Raw genomic sequence first — 22,677 nt, 5'->3', positions numbered from 1 at the left:
TGCGTCAGCGCAGGGCGTCGGTGAGCGCGTCCACGACCCGCTGCTGTTGAGCGGTGGTGATCTGCGGGAAGAGCGGTAGGGAAAGCATCCGGTCGGCGGCGTGCTCCGCGTGGGGGAAGGCACCGCGCCCGAGTCCGAGGTAGCCGAAGGCCGGGGTTAGGTGCACGGGCGCCGGGTAGTGCACGCCCGCGCCGATGCCCTCCGCGTTGAGCTTGCCGACCACGGCGTCACGGTCGGCTCCCTCGACGCGGACCACGTACAGGTGCCACACGTGGACGTTGCCTTCGGCGGTGACCGGCAAGATGAGGCGCCCGTTCGCGGCGAGGCCCGCCAGGAGCGCGTCGTAGCGGGCGGCGGCCTCCCTTCGGGCGGCGTTGGCTTCGGCAAGGCGTGCCAGCTTCGCCCGCAGGACGACCGCCTGCAGGCCGTCCAGCCGGCTGTTGAAGCCGGCCACGTCGTGCCGGTACTTGGCTACCCCGCCGTGGTTGGCCAACGCCCGCACCAGGTCGGCGCTCTCCTGGTCGTCCGTCACCACTGCGCCCGCGTCGCCATACGCGCCCAGGTTCTTGCCGGGGTAGAAGCTGGTGGCCGCGATGCCACCGCTGCCCGGGGAGCGGCCCTGGCGACTGGCACCCTGGCTCTGCGCCGCGTCCTCCACGATCCGCACCCCTGAAGGCAGCCGCGCGGCGAGCTCAGCGGTATCGGCGCACTGACCGTACAAGTGGACCGGTACCACCGCGCGGGTGGCGGGCCCGACCGCGTTCAAGGCAGCCTGGGGGTCCATCAGGAGGCTGTCAGGAAGGCAGTCGACCAGAACGGGGCGCGCCCCGATCCGAGCGGTAGCTCCCGCGGTGGCGATGAAGGTGTTCGCGGGCAGCACCACCTCGTCACCGACGCCGACCCCACTGGCCCGAAGGGCCAGTTCGAGTGCGTCGGTGCCGTTGGCCACTCCGACGCAGTGGGCCACGTTGGAGAACTCGGCGTACTCGCGCTCGAAGGCGCGCACCTCGTCGCCACCTATGAATGCCGTGTTCGCCAGGACACGGTCGAAGCCGGCTCGTAACTCCTCGGCGACTTCCGCGTGCGCCGCCTTGAGGTCGACCAGCGGGATCTGGTTCATACGACTTCGCTCCCCATCCGTGTCTCCGGCCTTCGGCCGGACTCCTTGCCTTCGGCCCGCAACTCCTCAAGAGCCGGGCTCTCCGCCTCACGCAGCCGGCGCGCCGGGCTGCCGGCCCAGACCTCGCCGGGTGGCACGTCAGCCAGGACCGTGCTTCCCATGCCGGTCAGCGACCAGCCCCCAACCGTCGTGTACTCGCGCACCAGGGCGCCCGCACCCACGTAGGCCCCCCGTTCCACCCGCACCCCACCGCCCAGCCTGACCCCCGAGGCGATCGTGGCGAAGTCCTCCACCACGTCGTCGTGCGTGAGTACCGCCTGCGGCATGACGGCGACGTGGCTACCCACCCGCACGGCCGCAGTCAGGACGCAGTGGGCGAGGAGCACCGTGCCGGCGCCCAGGACCGAGGACCGGGACACCGAGGCGGTGGGGTGCACCACCGTCGCGAAACGGTGCTCCGGCAGACCCAGACGCCGCACCAACCGGGCCCGTACGGCGTAGTCGCGCGGGCTGCCCACGCAGACCACCACCCGGGCTTCCGGAAGGTCGCCGACCAGGTCGCTGCCTCCGAGCACCGGCACCCCGTAGACGTCCCGGCCGTGCAGCCGGGGAGCGTCGTCGAGGTGCCCGGCCAGTCGCCACCGTGGAGTGCGGCCGTGGGCCACGTCCTCGGCGTTGGCGTCCCGCACCGCCTGCGCGGTTTCGCGGGCGAACCCACCGGCTCCGACGATCACCAGGTCCCGGAGACCGGCCCCGGTCATCCGCCGGCCTGCTCGCGGAGCACCGCGACCACCCGGTCCTGCTGCAACTGCGTCATCGTGTGGAAGAGCGGCAGGATCAGCGAACGGTGGGTGAGCCGCTCGGTCACCGGAAGTGGCGCCGACCCGTGGCCCGCGTAGGAGGGCTCCAGGTGTGAAGCCATGATTCCGCGTCGGGCGGAGATCCCGGCCTCGGAGAGGACTTCGAGGAGCTCGTCCCGACCGAGCGGGAATTCCTCACCCAACAGGACCCAGTACGACTGGAAGTTGCCCTGGCCATGACCTGGATCCTTCACCGGGGTGAGGCCCGTGACCCCTTCGAGTAACTCCGCGTAGCGGGCAGCCAGGGCGCGTCGTCGGGCGACTATGGCATCCAGTTTGCCGAGTTGGACCAGCCCGACCGCTGCCTGGATGTCGGTCATCCGGTAGTTGTAGCCGACTTCCAGGTACTGCTCGGCGATCGGTTTGTTACTCGCATGCCGCTGCGCCGCCGACACGCTCATCCCGTGTTCGCGCAGCCGCCGCAGCCGCTGCGCCCACTGCGCGTCGTCGGTGGTGATCATGCCACCCTCACCGGTGGTGATCACCTTGCGCGGGTGGAAGGACCAGGCGGCCAGAAGTGCGCCGTGACCCACCGACTTTCCGCCCACGGTGGCGCCTATCCCGCATGCCGCGTCCTCGACCAGCGGGATATCCCAGTCCGCGCAGGCGGCTCTCAGCGCCAGCACGTCCGCGGGCACTCCGCCCTGGTGGACGACGAGCACCGCCCTGGTCCGCGGCGTGCGCACCGCGTCCACGGTGTCCACGGTGAGATTTCCGGTGGACTCCTCGACGTCGGCGAACACGGGCCGGGCCCCGAGGTAGCGCACCGCGTTGGCGGTCGCGATGAAGGACAGGGAGGGGACGATCACCTCGTCGTCAGGACCGAGCCCGAGGGCGATCAGGGCCAGGTGCAGCGCGGTGGTGCAGGAGCTCACCGCGATGCCGTGCTCGGCACCGACCCGCTCGGCGAAGACCCGCTCGAACTCCGCGACCCGTGGCCCCTGGGCCACCCAGCCGGAGAGCACGGCCTCGGCCGCGGCGCGTGCTTCTTCCTCGCCGAGCCAGGGCACCATCACCGGAATGCGGGACGGCGCGGGATCCACCGGGGTGTTCATCGCCCCTCCTGGCTGGCTGTCGAGGTCTGCGTGCCGGCCGCAGCATCCGCGGCACGCTCTGCCCGCCACCAGTCCACCAGGTCACGCAGACCGCTGCGCAGGTCGATCTCGGCGTTGAACCCAAGGAGCTCGGCGGCCCGGGAGGTGTCGGCGAGGCGGCGGGTGACGCCGTTGACGGAGCGGGCCGGACCGTGTTCCGGCACCAGGTCCGCGTCCATCGCTTCGAGGAGGCCGAGGGCGAGGTCGAGCAGGCTCGTCTCGGTCCCACTCGCGACGTTGAAGACCTCGTCGGTCCGGTCGCACTCCGCGGCCAGCAGATTCGCCCGTGCGATGTCCCGGACGTGGACGAAGTCCATGGTCTGGGTGCCGTCTCCCAGGATCAACGGGGGCTCTCCCGCAGCGATCCGTTCCATCCAGCGGATCAGGACCTCGGTGTACAGGCCGTGGATGTCCATCCGGGGCCCGTAGACGTTGAAGTAGCGCAAGGCGACGTAGTCCAGCCCGTACATGGAGTGGAAGCTGCGCAGCATGCCCTCGTTGAAGGCCTTCGCGGCACCGTAGAAGGTGTCGTTGTTGTACGGGTGGTGCCGCTCGGTGGTCGGGAAGGCCTCGGCCAGTCCGTAGACGGAGGCCGAAGAGGAAGCGATGACCTTGCCCACTTCGGAGGCTGCCGCCGCCTCCAGCACGTTGAAGGTGCCGTCGACCATCACCTCATTGGCCAGCCGCGGCTCTTCCGCGCACTGGGTGATCCGGATCGCGGCGAGGTGGAAGACCAGGTCCGCCCCCTGCGTGACCTTGTGGACCGTGGCCGCGTCGCGGATGTCCCCTTCGACGACCTCGACGATCCCGCTCGGCAGGGCGCGGGCCAGGTTCGCCGTCCGCCCTCGTACGAAGTTGTCGAGCACCGTGACCTCACGGGCGCCGTTGTCCACCAGGAGGTCGACCAGGTGCGAGCCTATGGTGCCCGCTCCGCCGGTGACCAGAATCCTCTTGTCTCGTACCGTGCTCAACGCCTTGCCCCCACTGAATAGGTCTTGCTGTTCCGTGTGTTCCGGTGGAACGGAGGTGGTGCCGGTCAACGTCCGGTGCGCAGTCCGACGACCGCGCCGCGGAACTCCAGGCTTCGGGATGCCGCTTCGAGGATGTCCAGGACGCGCAGCCCCGCGCGACCGTCGGTCAGTGGTGGCCGCTGCCTCTTGATGGAGGTGGCGAACTCCTCCACCATGCTGCGCAGTGCTTCCTTCTCGCCGATGGCCGGAGCGACCATGTCACCGGTGCGGTACGAGACGAGCCGGTCACGTCGTTCGTCCACGCCGATGTCGTGCGGGGTGGTCAGCTCCACTCCGCGATCGAAGATCGCGACTCGCTGGGCGGGGTTGAGGTCGTCCCAGACCAGGGTCCGCTTGGAGCCGCCCACCATGGTGGTCCGCACCTTCGTGGGGGAGAGCCAGTTGACGTGCACATGGGCGATGGCCCCGGTGCTGAGCTGGAGCGTCAGATAGGCCACGCAGGACTGGCCTGCCCCTATCGGATCGGCCCCGTGGGCGGCCACGGCCACCGGGTGGACGTGCGAGGGAAGGATGAAGTCGAGGATGGAGAGGTCGTGCGGGGCCAGGTCCCACAGGACGTCGATGTCCTTTTGGACCAGACCCAGGTTGATCCGCACCGAGTCCACGAAGTGGATGTCACCGAGGTCCCCCGAGCGCACCATCTCCCGGATCTTGGCCACCGCCGGTGTGTAGCAGTAGGTGTGGTCGCACATCAGGGTCAGGCCGCGTTCCTCTGCCTCGGTGACCAGACGCAGGCCGTCCTCGTACGTGGCCGCCAGCGGCTTCTCGACGAGTACGTGCTTGCCGGCCCGTAGAGCGGCCAGGGCCACGTCCAGGTGTGTCCCGGCGGGAGTGGCCACGGCGACCGCGTCGACGGCCGGATCGGCGAGGACCGCGGCATAGTCCGAGGTCGCCTGCACCGTCGAGTACCGGCCCAACACCTGCTGGGCCCGGTCCACATTGAGATCACAGAGCCAGCGCAGTCGGAACTGCGGGCTGGACTGGAAATTGCGGACGAGGTTGGGGCCCCAGTAGCCCGCCCCGACAACCGCAACGCCTAACGCTCTGGTCGGGGTCTGCCCCGCGGGTCCAGGCGTGGGGACCGCGTCTTTCGCGGAGCCCTTCGCGATGTCCTTCGCGATGTCCTTCACAGCGTTCCTCTTCCTTCCGCGCACGCCGGCTGGCGTGTCGACAACTCATGGCCGGGGCGCGTGCGATGGAAGGAAGTGCCGTCTACAGCAGGCTGGATGCCTCCGTGACACATGCATGACCTGCTCAACGGTGATGGCCCCCCACAACCGATGCTCTACGTACTCCGCGTGCTTCCGCCCCCCGGCCGCACGGCGCCCTCGCGCCGCTTGGCCGTACACCTGCTGCCCTCTCAACCCCCGGCAGCCGGCCTCAATACCGCCCCACGTGTTCCGGATTGATCCCCGCGCCGACGAGGCGCACCGATCCGGTCGGTGGCGCCCAATCTAGTCCACCGGGCCGACCACCGGGGAGAGTTGAGGGAAACACTCGGGGTCGGCTTGCCAGCGTGCATACTGCCCGGGTGACCAGCATCGTGATACCGGCGCACAACGAGGGTCGGGTCATCGGCCGACTCCTCGACGCACTCCTGTCAGGGCCCCGCCCGTCCGCCGCCGACGAGGTGGACATCGTCGTGGTGTGCAACGGCTGTACCGACGACACGGCGCAGGTGGCCTCAGCACGGGGCCCGAGCGTGCGGGTGGTGGAGATCCCGACCCCCTCCAAACACCTGGCCCTGCGCGCCGGGGACGAGAACGCGCACGGATTCCCGCGGATCTATGTCGATGCCGACGTGGTCCTCGACGCCGGCGGTGTGGGAGCTTTGACCGAGGCACTGGCAGGGCCTGACGCCCCGTTGGCTGCTGCCCCCGGTCGCGAGATCCCACTGACCGCGTGCGCCTGGTCGGTCCGGTCCTACTACCGGGTGTGGCAGCGTCTGCCGGCAGTGCGTGAAGGGTTGTTCGGTCGAGGAGTGATCGCCGTGTCCGAGGCGGGGCACGAGCGGATCGCGGCGCTGCCCCCATTGATGGCCGACGACTTGGCCGCGTCCTTGGCCTTTGGGCCCGGGGAGCGGACGGTCGTCGACGCGGCACGGGTCGTCGTCCAACCGCCGCGCACCTGGTCCGACCTGATCAAGAGGCGGATCCGGGCCGTGACCTCCTCGGCGGAGCTGGAGCACGCGCAGGCGCGCGAGGCGGGTGAGCACCCGTCCACAGTCGCCCGAGCGTCGGTGGGGGGACAGGCGGTGCCGCCACCCTCCGCCCGGACCAGCACGGCGGACCTGCGCGCCCTGTTGCGGGCCGATCCGCGGCTGCTGCCGGGTGTCGTGGTGTTCGTGCTGGCTGCCCTCGTGGCCCGACGCCGGGCCAAGAAAGCCATCCGCACGCAGGACTTCTCCACCTGGTTGCGCGACGAGAGCAGCAGGCAGGGCTGAGGGCCGGCAGCTGGCACCCGCGCCCACCGGACGATCCCCCCGGGACGGGCCCTGGGGGGAGCCCTGCCACCCTGGCCGCCGTTCGGGTGTCCGGGGTCCGTGGGCGGCATGGCCGGCCCCGTTGGCGAGCGGTGGATTCCCGCCATACTCAACGCCGTTGCCCCATACAAGCACTATGGTTTCACTCGCACGTTCGATGCCTGACAACGCCGGCACCTGGAGCTCCTGAAACATGTACCTCGCGGACCGCTCCGCCCCCGCGGAGGCGCAAACCGCACCGGCTCGCAGCCGCGGACGGGCACCGGCGGTCACTTCGGCCGTCCTCGCGCTGGGCACGGTGAGTCTGATCACCGACATCTCCTCCGAGATGGTGACCGCGGTCTTACCCCTCTACCTCGTCGCCGGCCTGGGCCTGAGCCCGTTGGGCTTCGGAGCACTGGACGGGGTCTACAACGGGGTGAGCGCCTTCGTCCAACTGGCCGGCGGACACTTAGCCGACCGGGTGCGCAACCACAAGCTGATCGCCGGAATCGGCTACGGACTGTCGGCGCTGTGCAAGCCCATGCTGATGTTCGCGCACTCCCTGGGGCCGATAGGTGTCGTACTCGCCCTCGAACGCACCGGCAAGGGCCTGCGCACCGCCCCCAGGGACGCACTGATCTCCCTGTCCGCGCCGGTCGAGTCACAGGGTCGGGCCTTCGGCGTCCACCGGGCGATGGACACCACCGGCGCGCTGCTCGGACCGATAGCGGCCTTCTTGATCCTCAGCGTCGCGACCGACGGCTACGACGCGGTATTCGGAGTCAGCGCCTGCGTGGCCGCCCTCGGGGTGCTCGTGCTGGTGCTCTTCGTGCCCGGTCCCGCGCGCGTCAAGAAGGAGAGCCGCCCGCCGACGGGAGCCGCCGGTGAGCGCGCGCCCGATCCGGCCCGGGGGCGGCAGCCGCGGGCGGGTCTGCGCGAGGCGTTGGCGCTGCTTCGCCTACCTCGCCTCCGTGCGCTCGCCGTCTGCGCGGTCCTGCTCGGCCTCACCACCGTGAGCGACGCCTTCGTCTACCTCTTGCTGCAGCGCCGGACCGGCATGAGCGAGCAGTGGTTCCCACTTCTGCCGCTGGGAACCGCTGCCGTGTTCCTCCTGTTGGCCCTGCCCGCCGGAATGCTCGCCGACCGGATCGGGCGCCGCACCGTGTTCCTCACCGGACACGCCCTTTTGCTCGCCGCCTACGGGCTGTTGTTGTGGGCCCCGAACTGGCCGGGCCTGCCCTACCTGGTACTCGTGTTGCACGGCCTGTTCTACGCAGCCACCGACGGGGTGCTGCCGGCGGCCGTTGCCGCCACCGTGCCCGAGCAACTGCGGGCCACCGGACTGGCCCTGGTGGGCACCGGGCAGGCGCTGGCCCGCTTCGGCTGCTCGCTGGCCTTCGGCGGCGCCTGGACCCTGTGGGGACCCGCACCCGCGTTGGCAGCCTCCGCCGTCGGTCTGCTCTGCTGCGCCGTGGTCGCCGGATTCCTGCTGCGGCCGACTGCGCAGCAGTCGCCCCTGCCGGCACCCCGTACCGAAGAATCCTCCCCACGCTCATGAGGAATCCGATGACCCGCTCGCACCGTCTGTTGATCCTGCTCGCCGCGGTGCTACTCCTGGTCGGCTGCGGTACAGCACTGGTCCTGCATGCCGTGGCGCGCGCCGATCGGCCACAACCGGGTGGCCCGTCCCTCGCCAAGGGAAAGGTCACGCTGAGTCAGGAGGGCCGACTGGGATTCCTCAACGGCGCACGTGGGCCACAACACGGCGCGGTCGTCTCGGTCCGGTCTGATGCTCCCGACGCGCAACGCACCGCATCGGACCTGAACTGTCAGCGCTTCTACGCCGCCGCAGGTACCGGGGTTTGTCTACGGTCCCGCCCCGGTGCACTGGCGCAGGACAACCGTGCCCTGATCGTGGACGCCGAGCTGGGTGCCCGGCGCAGTTTTCCGTTGGCGGGCACGCCGAGCCGGGCCCGGGTATCGCCCAGTGGTCGGCTCGTGGCGTGGACGGTGTTCGTGTCCGGCGAGTCCTACGGGTCCGCCTTCTTCTCCACCCGCACCACGATCCTGGATACGGCGGGTTGGCGGCTGGAGAGCGACCTGGAGAAGTTCACCGTCCTCATGGACGACAAGAAGTATCACGCGGCCGACGTCAACTTCTGGGGAGTCACCTTCGCGCAAGACGACGACACCTTCTACGCGACCTTGAGCACCGGAGGTCAAACCCACCTGGTGCGAGGTTCCTTGGCGCGGCGCACCGTGACCACCATGAAGCAGAACGTGGAATGCCCCTCGCTGTCTCCGGACGGCACGCGCATCGCCTACAAGAAGCGGGTGCTGCCTGGCGCCTCGCTCTGGCGTGAGCACGTTCTCGACCTTCGGACCTTGCGGGAGCATCCGCTGGCGGAGAAGCGCAGCGTCGACGACCAGGCCACCTGGCTCGATGGGGACACCCTGGCCTACGCGTTGCCGACACAGGGAACGGTCGGGAGCACCGACCTGTGGACCGTGCCGGCCGATGGCGGGGGAGCACCCCGTCTCTTGACACCGGGCGCCTCCTCGCCGGCTCCGCTGGGCTGACCGCGCGTCCCCGTAGGTCGGGTAGGGCGGGCGCGGCGTGGAGGGCCGTGGATTCCCGGCCGCGCTGAGTCAGCGCGGATCGACGGTCCGGGGGCTGACGCAGGTCACGCCCGGTGCTGTCAGGCGGGCACGCAGTGCGCGATCCGAGGTAGCCACCCGGCAGCCACCCTTGGCGTGCTCGGCTGCCAACTCCACGATCTTGTCATCACCCGACCCGCTCGCTGGTACCACCCGGACTCCGGACACCGAGCCGACCCCCCTGGCGGCGCCCTCGACGACCAGGAGCACCTCCTGAGTCTCGCCCCGCCCGGCGAGGCGGTCCCTGAGTCGCTCGGTGGCGCCACGTCGGTCACGCCACCAGCCGTCCGGTACCGAGCCAACCACGTTCGCCGCGTCAACGATGAGCACAGTCATGCCGAAAAGTATCGATGGCCACGCCGACGGCCACCATGAGCGAGAGGCCATTCATGGACAGCTGTCTATATTTATTGGGCAGGTGTCTGTAATCTTTCCGGAAGTCCAAGACAACCAAGAAGGCGGTGGACCGTGGAGACGGTCGCAACGGTGCTCGTCCTGCTGGTGGCGCTCGTCCAGGCGTACGCCCTGGTGCTGGAGATGTTCCTCTGGCAGCGGGCGCCCGGCCGCGCGTTCTCCGGTTTCGCCCCGGAGCTTGCTCGTACGACCGCTCCGCTGGCCGCGAACCAGGGCCTTTACAACGGATTCCTCTCCGCCGGCCTCATCTGGGGGCTGGTGGCGGGGGACCCCACGGGACAGCAGGTGCAGGTCTTCTTCCTGGTGTGCGTGCTGATCGCCGGCGTCTACGGGGGAGTCACGGCGAACCGGAGGATCTTCCTCGTGCAGGCGCTGCCCGCCGCGCTCGCGCTGGCGGCCGTACTGCTGGCTCGGTGAAGGGGCCTCGGCCGCCGGCGGATGAGCTGGTGGATGACCCGCGGGCCGCTCGGACCCGAGCGCTGCTACGCGCCGCACTGCTCGCCGAATGCACCGGTCGCTCGTTGGACGAGGTGAGCGTTGCGGCTCTGGTGCGCCGGGCCGGAGTCGGCCGCGCCACCTTCTACCTCCACTACCAGGACCTGCGCAGCCTCGCAGTGGATGCCTGTGCGCAGGTGGTCACGGACGCGGTCGAGGCCCTGCACGCGTGGCGTGGCGTTCCGGACCCGTCGTCGGCGCCAGCTGCGCTGGTGCAGTTCTTCGAGGAGGTGGGCGCCCACGCGCAGTTGTACCGGGCTCTGCTCGCCCCGAGCTCCGGCGGTCCGCTCGGCGCACGGCTGCGCCACGAGCTGAGCGAACGCAGCGCCAGCGAGCGGCGACTGGCCGGGGCACCGGAACCCGAACTGGTCGGTGCGGCCGTGGCGGGCGCCTTCACCGGGGTCTTGGCGGACTGGTTGGGCGGGGTGATCCTGGGTGCGCCCGACGAGGTTGCGAACCGTAGCTGGCGACTGCTGTTGGCCATGCACCGTGTGCCATTGGGTTGATCCCGGCCGGATTCTTCGAGACCGCGCCTGATCCGGGCCGCCTGGTGCCATACTTCGCTGCGTAAGCGCGAGAGCTGAGCGGCCCCGGCAACCGGGTCTTCCTCCGCTGGGTGCCGCACGGCGCAGACCTCATGGGCGTTGACCGTAAGGTCCAGTGGGCGTGACCTGGTCGTAAGTGCCGCCCCCGGGCTCCGATTGGGTGGCGCACGGTCTTGGAGGGAAGCGGCCCCGGCCGTGCGCACAGGGCGGATGCTGCGGCCGGAGCCGCCCCTGGACGGGGCTCGGTCAGCGGTGGCCGTGGCGGTAGACCACCAGGCGGCTGACCTCGTAGGACATCTCCGTCACCGTAGGCTCGGGTGCAGGGTGGTAACGCCCGGCGCAGACCGACATGTTGACGATGAGGTAGGCGTGCCAGGAGCGGCCGACGCCGGTACGGTCGGTATAGGCGCGGATTCCGTTGACCCACCAGGTGACCGACCAGGACCCAGACTCGACCCTCAGGTCCACCCATCCGCCCGGGCGGATGGCGGGGTGGCGGTAGTAGCGGTGACCGCCCTTGACGTGGTTGGACAGTTCCAGTAGATCCGGGTTGTCTGGGTGGTACTCGAAGATGTCGATTTCCTGGTCGCCGTCCCGCCAGGTCCAGATCGCGGGCCACGCTCCGAGCTCCCGTGGCAGGCGGACCCGTGCTTCCAGTACGTCTCCGGAGCGCACCATGAAGCCCTCCTCGCTGCCTTCGGTGGTCAGCAGCCCGGCGCTCCAGGTGCCTTCGGGGCGCCGACTGGCCCGAAAGACGCCGGAGCGGCAGTAGGAGGGGTCGGGCACCAGGTGGTCGAGTTTGTTGTCGCCCGGATTGGTGGGTCCTCCGTTGGGATAGGCCCAGGAGTGCCCGGCTACCCATTGGGTGGTTGAGCTGAAGTCGGCGACGAACACGGGGTGGCGGTACCGGTCCGCCACCGCGCTCGGGCCGGTGGGAGGGTCCGCTCCGAGGGTCGGCGCGTCCTGTGGTGCCGGCTGACCCGATTCACGCCCGGTCACTCCCAGGCGCAGGAGAAGGCGTTGGACGATGGTGATGATCTGTGTGCGCATGACGCCCCCAAGGTGCAGGATGAACCAATCGCTCACTTACCCTGGGTGATTGAGTCATAACCCTGTGCACTCGGCGTGTCGTTGGGTGCGATGGTGCACGCCTTTGGCGCCCCTCAGGTCAGGGTGCAGCCGCCGGCCTCGCCGGCTCCGGAGGCCTCGGTGCAGAGGTTTCGCTCCACGTGGGAGAGCAGGCGGGCGAGTTCGGCGCACTCCTCCTCGTCGAGGCCGGCGAGGCTGCGCCGCTCCAGCTGGGTCCAGGCGTCCCGGACCTGGTGCAGGAGTGCGCAACTGCTCTCGGTCGCCTCGACGAGCGAGGCCCGTCGGTCCGAGGGGTCCTGGCGTCGGCGCACGTGCCCTGCCTGCTCCAGGCGCTGGAGCATTTTGGTGACCGTGGACGGGTCCAGTCCCACGCTCTTGATCAACTCCGACTGACGTACGGCGCCGCTGTCCCAGAGGTGTGCCATGAGGAATTCCTGGCCCGGGTAGAGGTCGAGGTCCCGGAGCAACTTGCCGGCCGTGATCCGGTGTAGCCGCGCCACGCGGCTGATGGCGTGGCTGATGGGCCCGTCCAGGACTGACCCCGGGGCTGCGGCGCAGCCCTGTTCTGCGGGGGCGTTATGCGGCGGGTCGCACGGTCCGGGCGGACTCTGGCCCGTTCTCGGGTCCGCGGCTGTGTCCATGGGGGGCTCCTTGCTGGTCCTCGGGGCATGGATTTTACCTTGGTCGGCCAATGAATGCTGTACGCTGCCCTGGAGTCATTGATTGGCCGACCAAGTATTCATGGAGATGACTGTGACCAGTGCATTCGATCCCATCAGCCTCGGCGGCACCGCGCTCAGCAGCCGTATCGCGATGGCGCCCATGACCCGCAGCCGAGTCGGTGTCGACGGAGTGCCCACGTCCTCGACCGTGGAGTACTACCTCCAGCGGGCTTCGGCGGGGCTGATCATCACCGAGGGAATCCAGCCCTCGGTCGTCGGGCAGGGCTATCCCAACACGCCGGGCTTGCACACCTTGGAGCAGATCGCCGGCTGGCGCCGGGTGACGGACGCCGTGCACGGCGCCGGTGGGCGGATCTACGCGCAGGTGATGCACGCCGGCCGAATCGGCCACCCCGCACTCTTCGAAGGAAAGGGCGAGGGCCTCGTGCCGGTCGGAGCCTCCGGGATCGCCGCCGCGGGAGAGTTGTTCACCCCTCACGGCATGCGCGAGATGGGAGTCCCGCGAGAGCTGAGCGATGACGAGATCCACGCCACCATCGAGGACTTCGCCACGGCGGCACGCAACGCGGTGGAAGCCGGCTTCGACGGCGTGGAGTTGCACGGTGCCAACGGCTATCTCATCCATCAGTTCCTGGCACCGGGTACCAACCGACGCACCGACGCGTGGGGCGGATCCGTGGCGAACCGCATCCGCTTCGCCGTCGAGGTGACCAAGGCGGTGGCGGCGGCCATCGGCGCCGAACGCACCGCGCTACGGATCTCCCCCGGGAACCCCTACAACGACATCTCTGAGCCCGACCCGCAGCCCACCTACGAAGCGCTGGTGGCAGCTCTGGCCGGGTTGGAACTCGGCTATCTCCACGTCACCGAGGCGGGCCCGCAGATCCGGGAGATCACCCTCGCCCTGCGCAAGGAGTTCGCGGGCACGCTCGTGCTGAACCCCGCCACCGAAGGGCCCACCGACCACCGGGCCCTGCCCCTGGTCGAGGACGGCATCGCAGACGTCCTCGCCTTCGGCGCCCTCTTCCTGGCCAACCCCGACCTGCCGTCCCGACTGCGCACAGCCGGCCCGTACAACGTCCCCGACCCCGCCACGTTCTTCGGCGGCGACGAGCGCGGCTACACGGACTACCCGGTGCTTACCTGACGGGCATCGGCCGAAGACGGCTCCGGTCCCTGGCCGCCGAGGTGATGCCGAGGGCGCCGACCGGGGGCCAAGGCAGGGGCGGCGGGGTTCGCGACGGGACGCCCGGGATGTGCGTGGGCCTCAGGGGCGATAGCGCAGCGGGTGCTGCTCGGGGACCTCCACCAGCGCGATCTGGACCCCGTCAGGGTCACGGATCCACATCTCGACCAGCCCCCAGGGCTCCTCGCGAGGCTCCCTCAGGACCTCGACGTCCTCCCGCAACAGCGTCTGGTGGGCGGAGCGGACATCGGTGACCTGCATCCACAGCCGCATTCCCGGGCCTGGAGGTGTCCGGGCGACGCCGGACACCTCCAGGAACCCGCCGCCCAGGAAGTAGACCGTCCCGCGGGCGGGACCGCTACCGAACTCGCGGTAGACCGCAAGCCCGAGGACCCCGCCGTAGAAGGCGCGCGAACGCTCCGGATCGGTGGGGGTCAACAACACCCTACTGCCCAGTACGTGCACCATGTCTCAGCACCCTACGCCGAGGGGTTAGAGGCTGCGGCGCATTCGGTGGATCAGGGCCTGCGCGCCCTGCGGCCCACTGCCTCCACCAGCGGGAGCAGTCGGTGGTGGACGCGCTCGCGCAGGGCGACCTCCGTGCGGGTGCGCACGACGCCGGGTAGTTGGATCAGCTGCTGGATCACGTCTTCCAGGTGGGTGTTGTCCCGCGCGGCGACGCGGGTCAACAAGTCTCCGCCACCGGTGATCGAGAAGGCCTCGATGATCTCCGGAACAGAGCTGAGAGCCTCACCCACCTCATCCAGATGACCCTGGGTCACCTCGATGTGCACGAACGCCAGCACCGGATGGCCGAGCGCGGCGGGGGAGAGCACCGGACCGGCGCCGGTGATCACCCCGGTGCGTTCCAGACGGTCAAGCCGGGCCTGGAGGGTGCCGCGGGCGACGCCCAACAGGCGGGCGTACTCGCGCGCACTGGTGCGTGGCTGCTCGATCAGCAGACGCAGGATACGGGTGTCGAGTTCATCGACCGCCATGCCGTCACCACCTGGTCCTGGGTGCTTCCGCAGCGATAACCCCTGATCAGACTCTATCAACGGGTTTGCTTCCGGTCCGCCGGGTGCCGAGACGATCCCACGCGCGCAGCTCGCTCGGGGCTGCACCTGAACACTCCGTGATCGTGCTTCCCCGGCCGCGAGGCTCACGGCAGCGGATGCCGACAGGCTCAGGCGGGTCCGCCGCACCCCGTGGACCGGTCGTCAGTGGGTGATGAAGCCCTGCGGGTTCCTGCCGAGCCAGGACATCAGGGCCGACACGGAGCCGCCGGCGCCGACTGTGTGTGACGCAGGCCACGTGAACCCTACGCGGTGGTGGATCGTGTACCGCACGATGTACGCGCGGAAGAGGGAGAGGGTGAGATGGCCGGACCACTGTGGCCCCGCAGTCGGCGGGGCTCGACTGACGAAGCACTGATCAGGTCGGTGTACGAGGAGCATGGCAACGCCCTGCTCGCCTACGCCACTCGGCTGACCGGCGACCGCTCCGCAGCTGAGGACATCGTCCAGGAGACCCTCATCCGGGCCTGGCGACACTCCGAAGTGCTGGTGAACGGCAAGGGATCGGTGCGCGGTTGGCTGCTGACGGTGACCCGCAACATCGTCACCGACCGCTTCCGGGCAAAGGCCGCTCGCCCGAAGGAAGTCGCCGGTACGGCGGCGAACCCGGCGGTGGAGCTGGACCACGCGGACGCGGTGGTCGACAGCATGGCCGTGCTGGGCGCCCTAGACCAGCTCTCCCCGGAACACCGGGACGTGCTCACCGAGTTGTACTACCGCCAGCTCAGTGTCGCGGAAGCGGCGGACAGCCTCGGCATCCCCGCCGGAACGGTCAAATCGCGGTCGCACTACGCGCTCAAGGCACTGCGCGAGGTGTTCAGGGAAGACAACCGACCGAGCAGGCCGAAGCCGCCCGCCGGATTGCAGGAGGTGGTGGCATGAACCGGCAGGGGCACGAGGAAGAACTGCTCGGAGCTTATGTTCTCGGCGTGCTCGACGCACCGGAAGCCCACCGCGTAGAGGCGCACATGAGCCAGTGCACGAGTTGCCGGGGGGAGGTGGCTGCATTGCGTGAAATGGAGGCCGCACTTGGAGAAGTACCGGCGGAGGCCTTCCTCGACGGTCCGCCGCAGGGTGGCGACCTACTCCTCCAGCGCACCCTCCGGCAGGTGCGCGGGGAACGTACGGCCCAACAGCGTCGACGCGGAGCCCTGATCGCCTTGACCGCCGCCGCCGCGCTGGCGGGGGTGTTCTGGGCGGGTACCCAGGTCAGTACGGGCGACGGGGGCGCCGTCGCCGCGCCACCGGGTGCCTCGACGCCCACCGCACCGCCGGCTGGCACCAAACTGGCGTCCGTGACCGATGCGGGCACGGGAGTGCGGATGACTGTGCGGGTGACTCCTGCGGCGCGCTGGGTACGGGTGCATGCCTCCGTCACCGGGGTTCCGCCGGGGGAACGTTGCCAGTTGGTGGTCGTCTCCCGGGACGGCGACCGCACCGTTGCGGGCAGTTGGGTGGTCGGCAACCAGTCGGGTGGTGAGGGCAAGGGAGCCGTGCTTGACGGCTCCGCCGCCGTGGATCCATCCGATGTGCAGGAGGTCGTGGTCCAGAACGAAGCGGGGCGGACCTTCGTCGCCGTACCCGTGTGAAGCGTCCCCCTGCCCGGTGTGCCCGGGGGCACCGGGCAGGGGGGACGGGGCGCCGCGGCTCTCACCGCGGATTGCAACACGGCTGTGCCCCCCCCGTACGGGACGGGGGGCACAGCCGTCTGCGCTGAGGCGGGCTCGCCTCCGGTGGCTCAGGCCTCGTCGTCAAAGTCGCGCTGTCGGCGCTGCTTTGATTGCACGGCCTAGCGTACCGGCGTGAAGTCCCGTGCCCCGATGAACTCGGGACGTCGTGCGGGCGCTGCAAAAGGCTCTTCCGCCGCGTTCTCCACGCTGTTGAACACGAAGAAGACGTTGCTGCGGGGGTAGGGCGTGATGTTGTCCCCGGACCCGTGCATCGCGTTGCAGTCGAACCAGGTGGCCGAGCCTGCCTCGCCGGTGAACTGCCGGATGCCGCAGGCACTGGCGAACTTCGAGAGCGCCTCGTTGGACGGCGTTCCCGCGTCCTGCATCTGGAGCGAACGCTTGTAGTTGTCCTCAGGCGTCGCGCCGGCGCAGCCGAGGAAGGTCCGGTGCGAGCCAGGCATGATCATGAGACTGCCGTTGGTCGCGTAGTTGGGCGTCAGCGCGATGGACACCGAGACGGTGCGCATGCGGGGCAGGCCGTCCTCGGCGTGCCAGGTCTCGAAGTCGGAGTGCCAGTAGAAGCCGCCGGCCCCGAAGCCGGGCTTGACGTTGATCCTCGACTGGTGGATGTAGACCTCGGAGCCCAGGATCTGCCGGGCCCGTCCCACCACGCGCGGATCGGCGGCCAGTCCCGCGAATACCTCGCTGATCCGATGGACTTCGAAGAGGGACCGCACCTCCTGCGATTTGCGCTCGACGATCGACCGCTCGTCCGCACGGGTCGCCGGGTCGTCGACGAGACGGTCTAGTTCGGCGCGGTAGACCTTGACTTCCTCGGGCGTGATCAGCTGGTCCATCGCAAGGAAGCCGTCGCGTTCGAAGCTCTCCAGCTCGTGCCCCCACAGGGGTCCGGGGGTGCCTGGTGGGGACCAGACCACCGGGTCCTTGCGTCCGGTGAGTACCTCCTCGGGGCCCCGGGTCGGGTACGTGTCCACGGTGCGCGCGGGTGTCGTGGTCATGGTGTTGCCTGCCTCTCCTCTCGTCATCCGTCAGTGCGTCAGGCGTCGTCCGGCTCGGTGAGCAACGGGTACACGCCGTTCTCGTCGTGGTCTTCGCGTCCGGTGACGGGCGGGTTGAACACGCACAGGCAGCGGAAGTCGCTCTTGATCCGCATGGTGTGCCGCTCATGACCGTCGAGCAGGTACATGGTTCCCGGCGTGATGAGATGGGTCTCGCCCGTCTCGTCGTCGGTGAGTTCGGCCTCACCTTCGATGCAGACCACGGCCTCCACATGGTTGGCGTACCACATCGACGTCTCGGTGCCGGCGTAGAGGGTGGTTTCGTGCAGCGAGAAGCCAACGCGCTCCTTCGCCAAGATGATGCGCTTGCTCTCCCACGTGCCCGAAGCAGCCTTCACATGCCGGTCGGTTCCTTCGATGTCCCTGAAGGAGCGGACAATCACGTTGTTCTGCCTTTCGTTCTTCCCTGGTGTGCAGGTGGTTGGTCAGGCGGTCTCGTGGACGGACCGGGTCAGGATGTCCAGGCCCTCGTCGAGCTCCGCGGCGGATACGGTGAGTGCGGGCAGGAGCTTGACGACCTCGTCGTCCGGGCCGGACGTCTCGATCAGGAGGCCGTGCTCGAAGGCGCGCCGACACACAGCGGCTGCCCGTTCGCCGTTCTCGAACTCCAGGCCCCACACGAGACCTCGGCCGCGATAGCTCTTCGCGAGCTTGCCGTCCTTGGAGCACAGCCCGCGCAGGACGCCTTCAACGCGCCCACCCTGTACGAGGGTGCGCTCGCGCAGCACGCCGTCCTGCCAGAAGGTCTCCAACGCGGCCGTCGCCGTCACGAAGGCCGGGTTGTTGCCGCGGAAGGTGCCGTTGTGCTCACCGGGTTCCCAGATGTCGAGCTCCTGCTTGAACAGGCACAGGGACATGGGCAGTCCGTATCCGCTGATGGACTTGGAGACCGTGACGATGTCCGGTGTGATGCCCGCTTCCTCGAAGGAGAAGAAGTCTCCGGTGCGGCCACAACCCATCTGGATGTCGTCGACGATGAGGAGCATGTCGCGGCGTCGGCAGAGTTCCGCCAGCTGGCGCAGCCATTCGGCGCGGGCCACGTTGATGCCGCCCTCGCCCTGAATGGTCTCCACGATCACGGCCGCCGGTTGGTTCAGGCCGGAACCCTGGTCCTCCAGGAGCCGCTCGAACCAGAGGAAGTCCGGGACCTGCCCGCCGAGGTAGTTGTCGAAGGGCATCGGAGTGGTGTGCACCAGCGGAATGCCGGCACCGGCCCGCTTGAAGGCGTTGCCCGTCACGGCCAGAGAGCCCAGCGACATGCCGTGGAAGGCGTTGGTGAAGGAGATGACGGCCTCGCGCCCCTTGGCCTTGCGCGCCAGCTTCAGCGCCGCCTCGACGGCGTTGGTGCCCGTCGGCCCGGGGAACATGACCTTGTACGGCAGGTTGCGCGGGCTGAGGATGGTCGACTGGAAGGTCTCCAGGAAGGTCCGCTTCGCGGTCGTCGACATGTCCAGGCCGTGCGTGATGCCGTCGTTGTCGATGTAGTCGAGCAGCGCCCGTTTCAGGGTCGGATGGTTGTGGCCGTAGTTGAGGGATCCGGCTCCGGCGAAGAAGTCCAGGTATCCGCGCCCGCGTTCGTCGTACAGCCAGCTGCCGCTAGCCCTCTCGAAGACGGTGGGCCAGGCCCTGCAGTAGCTGCGGACTTCCGACTCGACGGTTTCGAAGACGCTCAGGCCCGGCTCGGTGATGGTCATGCATTCTCCAAAGATGTGCGGAGTGAGGCAGCCGGCGCCGCGCCCACATCCGGTGGTGCGATGAGCTGGTGGGGGAGTTCAGAAGGCCAGCGGCGCGATGCGGTGCAGAACTTCGGGGCTGTGCTCGCCGCCCTCGGGGAAGTGGCCGGGCTTGAAGAGCACCTCACGGGTGACCGACGCGCCATGACGATCGGCATAGGAGTGGAACAACCGCTCCGAGGCCTCGTTGCCGGGGGTGATGGTGGTCTCAAGGGACGCCAGGCCAAAACGTTCGGCCACGCGCGCGGACAAACCGTCGAGCAGCGCTCCGGCCACGCCCTGGCCGCGCAAGGACTCGTCCACGGCGACCTGCCAGATCAGCAGGGTGTCGGGGGCCCCGGGGCGAAGGTATCCGGTCACGAAACCGACGGCCTGTCCGCTCATATCGCGGGCGACGACTGAGGTGCCGGCGAAATCACGGCACCACAGGAGGTAGCTGTACGACGAGTTCAGGTCCAGGACTTTTGAGTCCCTCGCGATGCGCCAGAGGGAAGCTCCATCTCCCACGTTAGGGCTGTCGAGGCGCAATTCCCGTGGTAGTTCCAGGAAGTCGCTTCGGCTGCGGGCCAGCTCTGCATGTGCAGTGGTCATGCGGAGGGAAGCTACCCAGTAGAAGAGGAAACCGCATCGCCGCAAGGGGTTTCACGACGAAGATTTCCATGATATTAAGCGAGCCGCTCTGATGCGCCTCGTTTGCTACACGGGCAGGGGTGGTTTGTCCGCTTAAGTGCGCATATTCTACCCCGCCGAGCATCAATGTAACGAGACTGTAACTCCTTTGCCGTGTGCGATTTTTGCCCCATTGATCGTTATTGTTTCGTCGGTCAGAGGGGGGTTTCGGTGCCGGCGGACTGGAAAGACGTAGTGGTTACGGCCCAATATTCACCCGCCAACGGCTCGATTCAAGCCATATGGGAGCAGTGGGGTTCGAGACTCGCCGGTGCTCACTCCAACGTGTGCAGAGCGTCGACGGTCGTGCTGCGCCTCAAATGAATTGGATATCGCCCCCGGGTTGTCGTTGTTCGGTCATCTTCCATGACCGCGGCGGTGCGCAAGAGGTGTGGCGGCTTCTCGGTATGGCAAAGACTCCGCCCGGAGCGGATCAGGCGGCCGACGGCTCAACGGCAGCGCAGCAAGAGCATGGCCGCGTCGTCATGCGGAGGGCCTTCGGCGTGCGCGAGGACATCCGCGCAGAGTGCATCCAGGGCCTGCTGGGGGTCCGTACCGGCCAGCAGGCCGGCACGCTCGACCAGGGGGTAGAAGCTGCCGTCCCGCCCACGAGCCTCGGTGACACCGTCGGTGTAGAACAGCAGTTGGTCACCAGGTCCGAAACGCGTCTGGTAGGGGCGCGGACGGTCGCCCTCCGCGACGAGTCCGAGGGGCAGGGCGTACTCGCTCGGCTCGACGAAGGAAACGTGCCCCCCGGGCCGGATCACCATGGCCGGAGCGTGACCGTAGTTGAGGAAGACCACCCTGCCGTCCTCGGTGATCTCCGCGAGCAGGGCCGTGACGAACTTCTCGTCGCCCTCCGACCCGGCCACGGCTCGACCGACCGCACACTCCAGTCGAGTGCCGAGCCGCAGTAGGTCCCCTTCGGTGTGGGCTGCCTCCCGGAACGCGCCCAGCACCGTGGCCGCCATCTCCACCGCGGCCAGACCCTTGCCCTGCACGTCGCCGATGATGGCGCGGACCCCGTTTGCCGCGGCGACGACTTCGTACAGATCCCCGCCGATGCGCGCCTCGGCGACGGCGGAGGTGTAGGACACCGCGGCCCGCAGGTGTCCGGCCCGGCGCGGGACCGGTCGCAGGAGTACGCGCTGGGCAACCTCCGCGATCGAACGGACACTTGCCAGCTCTGCCTCCCGGTGCTGGCGCATGACGGCCGCGGCCACCCCGGCGGCGGTCACCCCGGCGACGGCGGCCATCGCGGTGTATCCACGCCGCTCGCCCAAGAGCGCGTCATAGACACCGAGCAGCCCGCACAGGGTGAGTGCCAGGGCGCCGACGGCCGCGGTGCGGCGCCAGCCGCCGACCAGTCCGGCGAACGCGGGCCCCAGGGACACCAGCGGGAGCAGGCCCACCTCCGGACCCGCCGCCACATCGGCCCCCGCCACCACTGTCATCACTGCGTAAGGCAAGAAGCGCAGGGCGGGGTTGACCGGCGCCGCCGGCTGATCGCGATCCATCAAGGACCTATCCAGGGGACGCCCCGCTTCAGCGGGGTGGGGAACGGCTTCTGAGCCCTGTTCCGGCCTCGGCGGTGTGCATGGATCCGTGCTGTTCACCTGTACCGCCCCTCTGGCGCGCTGGACCTGCGGCGCCTGTTTGGTGATCGCGTGACTGTGACCGGGAAGGTTCGCCGATTCTCCGGCGGCGTGTACGAATTTGGGTCCCACGTGGTGTGGTGCCCGAAGCGCCGCCCTCCGGTCCTCGGCAGCCGGGTCGCGGAACGCTTGGACGAACTGATCAGACAGGGGGCGGAGGAACGCGACTGGCAGATCATCACCCTTGAGGTGACACCCGACCACGTCCGGTGCTGCCAATGCCTCGTTCGATCGGACGGGAGGAATGTCGGTACGGCACGCAGTTCACAGATGTTGAATGTCATCACCGGCGCCTGCCACGTTGAGACCATGCAGAAGTCCTGTGGACGAAAGACTCCTCGACCCGACCGTTATGTACCCACCCGGCAGGCGGCGTTCTCCCTCCGGTGCTCGAAAGGTGCGTCATGAAAAGGCTGTCCCGTCCCGGTGGCGGGCGCCCCGCTCCGCCGGCGGGTTGGCGCCGTGTGCTGGCGCGGCTGCCGCTCATCGCCTACCGGATCGGGCTCGGCTTCCTCTTCGGGCGGCGCTTGTTGTTGTTGCGCCACACCGGCCGGGTCAGCGGCCGGATCAGGGAGGTCTGTCTTGAGGTGGTGGAGCACGACGAGGCGCAGGGGCGTTGGACGGTGGCCTCCGGCTTCGGCACCCGGTCACAGTGGTACCGCAACCTCCGCCACACGCCCGAGGCGTCGGTGCAGGTGGGGCGTAGCCGCCGCTCGGTGCGTGCTCGTTTTCTACCCGCCACCGAGGGGGCGGACGTGATGGAAAGGTACGCCCGCCGCCACCCGCGTGCAGCGCGCGCCTTGTGCCGATACCTGGCGCTGCCCTGGGACGGCACCGCGCAGGGCTACCGACGAGCCGGCGCCGAGTTGCCCTTCGTGTGCCTCGAAGAGGAGCCGGTGGAGGCACCTGTGGGACCCCCTCCCGCTGTCCCTTGAGCCTCTCCGTCGTCCCCGGCCGGTGCACCATGGCAACCGTGGTGCGTGGCTGCGTTGTCGGAACGCCTCGTGTGCGGTCAGATCAGGACGCTCCCGCGGCGGAACACCGCGACGCGGCGGATGACACCGTCGATCGCGCAGGGATGGCGGGGCGGTCCTCGGGTCTCTTCCGGACATGCCGGAATTCGGCAATGTGCAGTGCGCGATACTGCCGCTGAGGT

General features: G+C 69.0%; 25 protein-coding genes. 10 read left to right on the top strand and 15 right to left on the bottom strand.

The window, feature by feature from the left end; translation table 11 throughout:
- Window positions 1–4: 4 nt before the first annotated feature.
- From ACFYMC_RS21495 to ACFYMC_RS21475, 5 genes are all read right to left on the bottom strand, one after another.
- Window positions 5–1,120 carry a DegT/DnrJ/EryC1/StrS family aminotransferase gene (locus ACFYMC_RS21495; protein ID WP_388527664.1) on the bottom strand — a complete coding sequence of 372 codons (1,116 nt, stop codon included), beginning with the start codon at window positions 1,118–1,120 and terminating at the stop codon, window positions 5–7.
- Entirely contained in the window at window positions 1,117–1,881 is a 765-nt protein-coding gene (locus ACFYMC_RS21490) for an acetyltransferase (protein WP_388527661.1), read from the bottom strand. The genes ACFYMC_RS21495 and ACFYMC_RS21490 overlap by 4 nt, the downstream gene beginning before the upstream one ends.
- Window positions 1,878–3,035 carry a DegT/DnrJ/EryC1/StrS family aminotransferase gene (locus tag ACFYMC_RS21485; RefSeq protein ID WP_388527658.1) on the bottom strand — a complete coding sequence of 386 codons (1,158 nt, stop codon included), beginning with the start codon at window positions 3,033–3,035 and terminating at the stop codon, window positions 1,878–1,880. The genes ACFYMC_RS21490 and ACFYMC_RS21485 overlap by 4 nt, the downstream gene beginning before the upstream one ends.
- Window positions 3,032–4,045 carry an NAD-dependent epimerase/dehydratase family protein gene (locus ACFYMC_RS21480; protein ID WP_388527655.1) on the bottom strand — a complete coding sequence of 338 codons (1,014 nt, stop codon included), beginning with the start codon at window positions 4,043–4,045 and terminating at the stop codon, window positions 3,032–3,034. Before ACFYMC_RS21480 ends, ACFYMC_RS21485 begins: the two co-directional genes overlap by 4 nt.
- Window positions 4,046–4,110: 65 nt before the next feature.
- Complete coding sequence (locus ACFYMC_RS21475) at window positions 4,111–5,235, bottom strand: Gfo/Idh/MocA family protein (RefSeq protein WP_388527652.1); 1,125 nt, start codon at window positions 5,233–5,235, stop codon at window positions 4,111–4,113.
- Window positions 5,236–5,636: 401 nt separating this feature from the next.
- Here ACFYMC_RS21475 and ACFYMC_RS21470 point away from each other — a divergent pair, with 401 nt between their 5' ends.
- The 3 genes from ACFYMC_RS21470 (at window position 5,637) to ACFYMC_RS21460 (ending at window position 9,149) form a co-directional block, all read left to right on the top strand.
- Window positions 5,637–6,548, top strand: coding sequence for a glycosyltransferase (locus ACFYMC_RS21470; RefSeq protein WP_388527649.1), 912 nt, complete (start codon window positions 5,637–5,639; stop codon window positions 6,546–6,548).
- Window positions 6,549–6,780: 232 nt separating this feature from the next.
- A complete protein-coding gene (locus ACFYMC_RS21465) occupies window positions 6,781–8,127 on the top strand; it encodes an MFS transporter (RefSeq protein ID WP_388527646.1) in 1,347 nt (448 codons plus the stop codon).
- 8 nt (window positions 8,128–8,135) lie between these two features.
- On the top strand, window positions 8,136–9,149 hold the full coding sequence (locus tag ACFYMC_RS21460; RefSeq protein WP_388527643.1) for a TolB family protein: 1,014 nt from the start codon (window positions 8,136–8,138) through the stop codon (window positions 9,147–9,149).
- A gap of 69 nt (window positions 9,150–9,218) precedes the next feature.
- Here the strand turns inward: ACFYMC_RS21460 and ACFYMC_RS21455 are convergent, their stop codons facing one another.
- Window positions 9,219–9,563, bottom strand: a complete 345-nt coding sequence (locus ACFYMC_RS21455) for an NTP pyrophosphohydrolase (RefSeq protein WP_388527640.1) — start codon at window positions 9,561–9,563, stop codon at window positions 9,219–9,221.
- Between the two features lie 132 nt (window positions 9,564–9,695).
- Here ACFYMC_RS21455 and ACFYMC_RS21450 point away from each other — a divergent pair, with 132 nt between their 5' ends.
- Window positions 9,696–10,058, top strand: a complete 363-nt coding sequence (locus ACFYMC_RS21450; RefSeq protein ID WP_388527638.1) for a DUF1304 domain-containing protein — start codon at window positions 9,696–9,698, stop codon at window positions 10,056–10,058.
- 26 nt (window positions 10,059–10,084) lie between these two features.
- Window positions 10,085–10,642, top strand: coding sequence for a TetR/AcrR family transcriptional regulator (locus ACFYMC_RS21445; RefSeq protein WP_388527725.1), 558 nt, complete (start codon window positions 10,085–10,087; stop codon window positions 10,640–10,642).
- Window positions 10,643–10,927: 285 nt separating this feature from the next.
- Here the strand turns inward: ACFYMC_RS21445 and ACFYMC_RS21440 are convergent, their stop codons facing one another.
- Both ACFYMC_RS21440 and ACFYMC_RS21435 read right to left on the bottom strand, forming a co-directional pair.
- On the bottom strand, window positions 10,928–11,731 hold the full coding sequence (locus tag ACFYMC_RS21440; RefSeq protein WP_388527722.1) for a beta-glucanase: 804 nt from the start codon (window positions 11,729–11,731) through the stop codon (window positions 10,928–10,930).
- A 113-nt stretch (window positions 11,732–11,844) separates the two neighbouring features.
- A complete protein-coding gene (locus ACFYMC_RS21435; protein WP_388527635.1) occupies window positions 11,845–12,411 on the bottom strand; it encodes a MarR family winged helix-turn-helix transcriptional regulator in 567 nt (188 codons plus the stop codon).
- 112 nt (window positions 12,412–12,523) lie between these two features.
- Between ACFYMC_RS21435 and ACFYMC_RS21430 the strand changes: the two genes are divergently transcribed.
- Window positions 12,524–13,600: an alkene reductase gene (locus ACFYMC_RS21430; protein ID WP_388527633.1), complete on the top strand. Its 1,077-nt coding sequence runs from the start codon at window positions 12,524–12,526 to the stop codon at window positions 13,598–13,600.
- Between the two features lie 120 nt (window positions 13,601–13,720).
- On the opposite strand, the gene ACFYMC_RS21425 is transcribed toward ACFYMC_RS21430, so the two are convergent.
- Together ACFYMC_RS21425 and ACFYMC_RS21420 are read right to left on the bottom strand one after the other, a co-directional pair.
- On the bottom strand, window positions 13,721–14,107 hold the full coding sequence (locus tag ACFYMC_RS21425; RefSeq protein WP_388527630.1) for a VOC family protein: 387 nt from the start codon (window positions 14,105–14,107) through the stop codon (window positions 13,721–13,723).
- 50 nt (window positions 14,108–14,157) lie between these two features.
- Window positions 14,158–14,637: an Lrp/AsnC family transcriptional regulator gene (locus ACFYMC_RS21420; protein ID WP_388527627.1), complete on the bottom strand. Its 480-nt coding sequence runs from the start codon at window positions 14,635–14,637 to the stop codon at window positions 14,158–14,160.
- A gap of 381 nt (window positions 14,638–15,018) precedes the next feature.
- On the opposite strand from ACFYMC_RS21420, the gene ACFYMC_RS21415 reads away from it, so the two are divergent.
- Entirely contained in the window at window positions 15,019–15,597 is a 579-nt protein-coding gene (locus ACFYMC_RS21415; RefSeq protein ID WP_388527624.1) for a sigma-70 family RNA polymerase sigma factor, read from the top strand.
- Window positions 15,594–16,304 carry an anti-sigma factor family protein gene (locus ACFYMC_RS21410; protein ID WP_388527621.1) on the top strand — a complete coding sequence of 237 codons (711 nt, stop codon included), beginning with the start codon at window positions 15,594–15,596 and terminating at the stop codon, window positions 16,302–16,304. Before ACFYMC_RS21415 ends, ACFYMC_RS21410 begins: the two co-directional genes overlap by 4 nt.
- 200 nt (window positions 16,305–16,504) lie before the next feature.
- Here ACFYMC_RS21410 and thpD read toward each other — a convergent pair whose 3' ends face one another.
- The 5 genes from thpD to ACFYMC_RS21385 form a co-directional block, all read right to left on the bottom strand.
- Window positions 16,505–17,404, bottom strand: coding sequence for an ectoine hydroxylase (gene thpD / locus ACFYMC_RS21405; protein ID WP_388527618.1), 900 nt, complete (start codon window positions 17,402–17,404; stop codon window positions 16,505–16,507).
- Between the two features lie 38 nt (window positions 17,405–17,442).
- Window positions 17,443–17,847, bottom strand: coding sequence for an ectoine synthase (locus ACFYMC_RS21400; protein ID WP_388527615.1), 405 nt, complete (start codon window positions 17,845–17,847; stop codon window positions 17,443–17,445).
- A 42-nt stretch (window positions 17,848–17,889) separates the two neighbouring features.
- Window positions 17,890–19,158 carry a diaminobutyrate--2-oxoglutarate transaminase gene (gene ectB, locus ACFYMC_RS21395; protein ID WP_388527612.1) on the bottom strand — a complete coding sequence of 423 codons (1,269 nt, stop codon included), beginning with the start codon at window positions 19,156–19,158 and terminating at the stop codon, window positions 17,890–17,892.
- Between the two features lie 78 nt (window positions 19,159–19,236).
- Window positions 19,237–19,788, bottom strand: a complete 552-nt coding sequence (gene ectA, locus ACFYMC_RS21390; protein ID WP_388527610.1) for a diaminobutyrate acetyltransferase — start codon at window positions 19,786–19,788, stop codon at window positions 19,237–19,239.
- Window positions 19,789–20,315: 527 nt separating this feature from the next.
- A complete protein-coding gene (locus ACFYMC_RS21385) occupies window positions 20,316–21,383 on the bottom strand; it encodes a PP2C family protein-serine/threonine phosphatase (protein ID WP_388527607.1) in 1,068 nt (355 codons plus the stop codon).
- A 150-nt stretch (window positions 21,384–21,533) separates the two neighbouring features.
- On the opposite strand from ACFYMC_RS21385, the gene ACFYMC_RS21380 reads away from it, so the two are divergent.
- Both ACFYMC_RS21380 and ACFYMC_RS21375 read left to right on the top strand, forming a co-directional pair.
- Entirely contained in the window at window positions 21,534–21,929 is a 396-nt protein-coding gene (locus ACFYMC_RS21380) for a transposase (protein WP_388527605.1), read from the top strand.
- Window positions 21,926–22,456, top strand: a complete 531-nt coding sequence (locus tag ACFYMC_RS21375) for a nitroreductase family deazaflavin-dependent oxidoreductase (RefSeq protein WP_388527602.1) — start codon at window positions 21,926–21,928, stop codon at window positions 22,454–22,456. Before ACFYMC_RS21380 ends, ACFYMC_RS21375 begins: the two co-directional genes overlap by 4 nt.
- Window positions 22,457–22,677: the final 221 nt, after the last annotated feature.

The organism is Streptomyces sp. NPDC006879, from assembly GCF_042869595.1.
GTDB lineage: Bacteria > Actinomycetota > Actinomycetes > Streptomycetales > Streptomycetaceae > Streptomyces.
The sequence above is the reverse complement of the archived record's forward strand: the minus strand, read 5'-3'. Positions and strand labels throughout refer to the sequence as shown.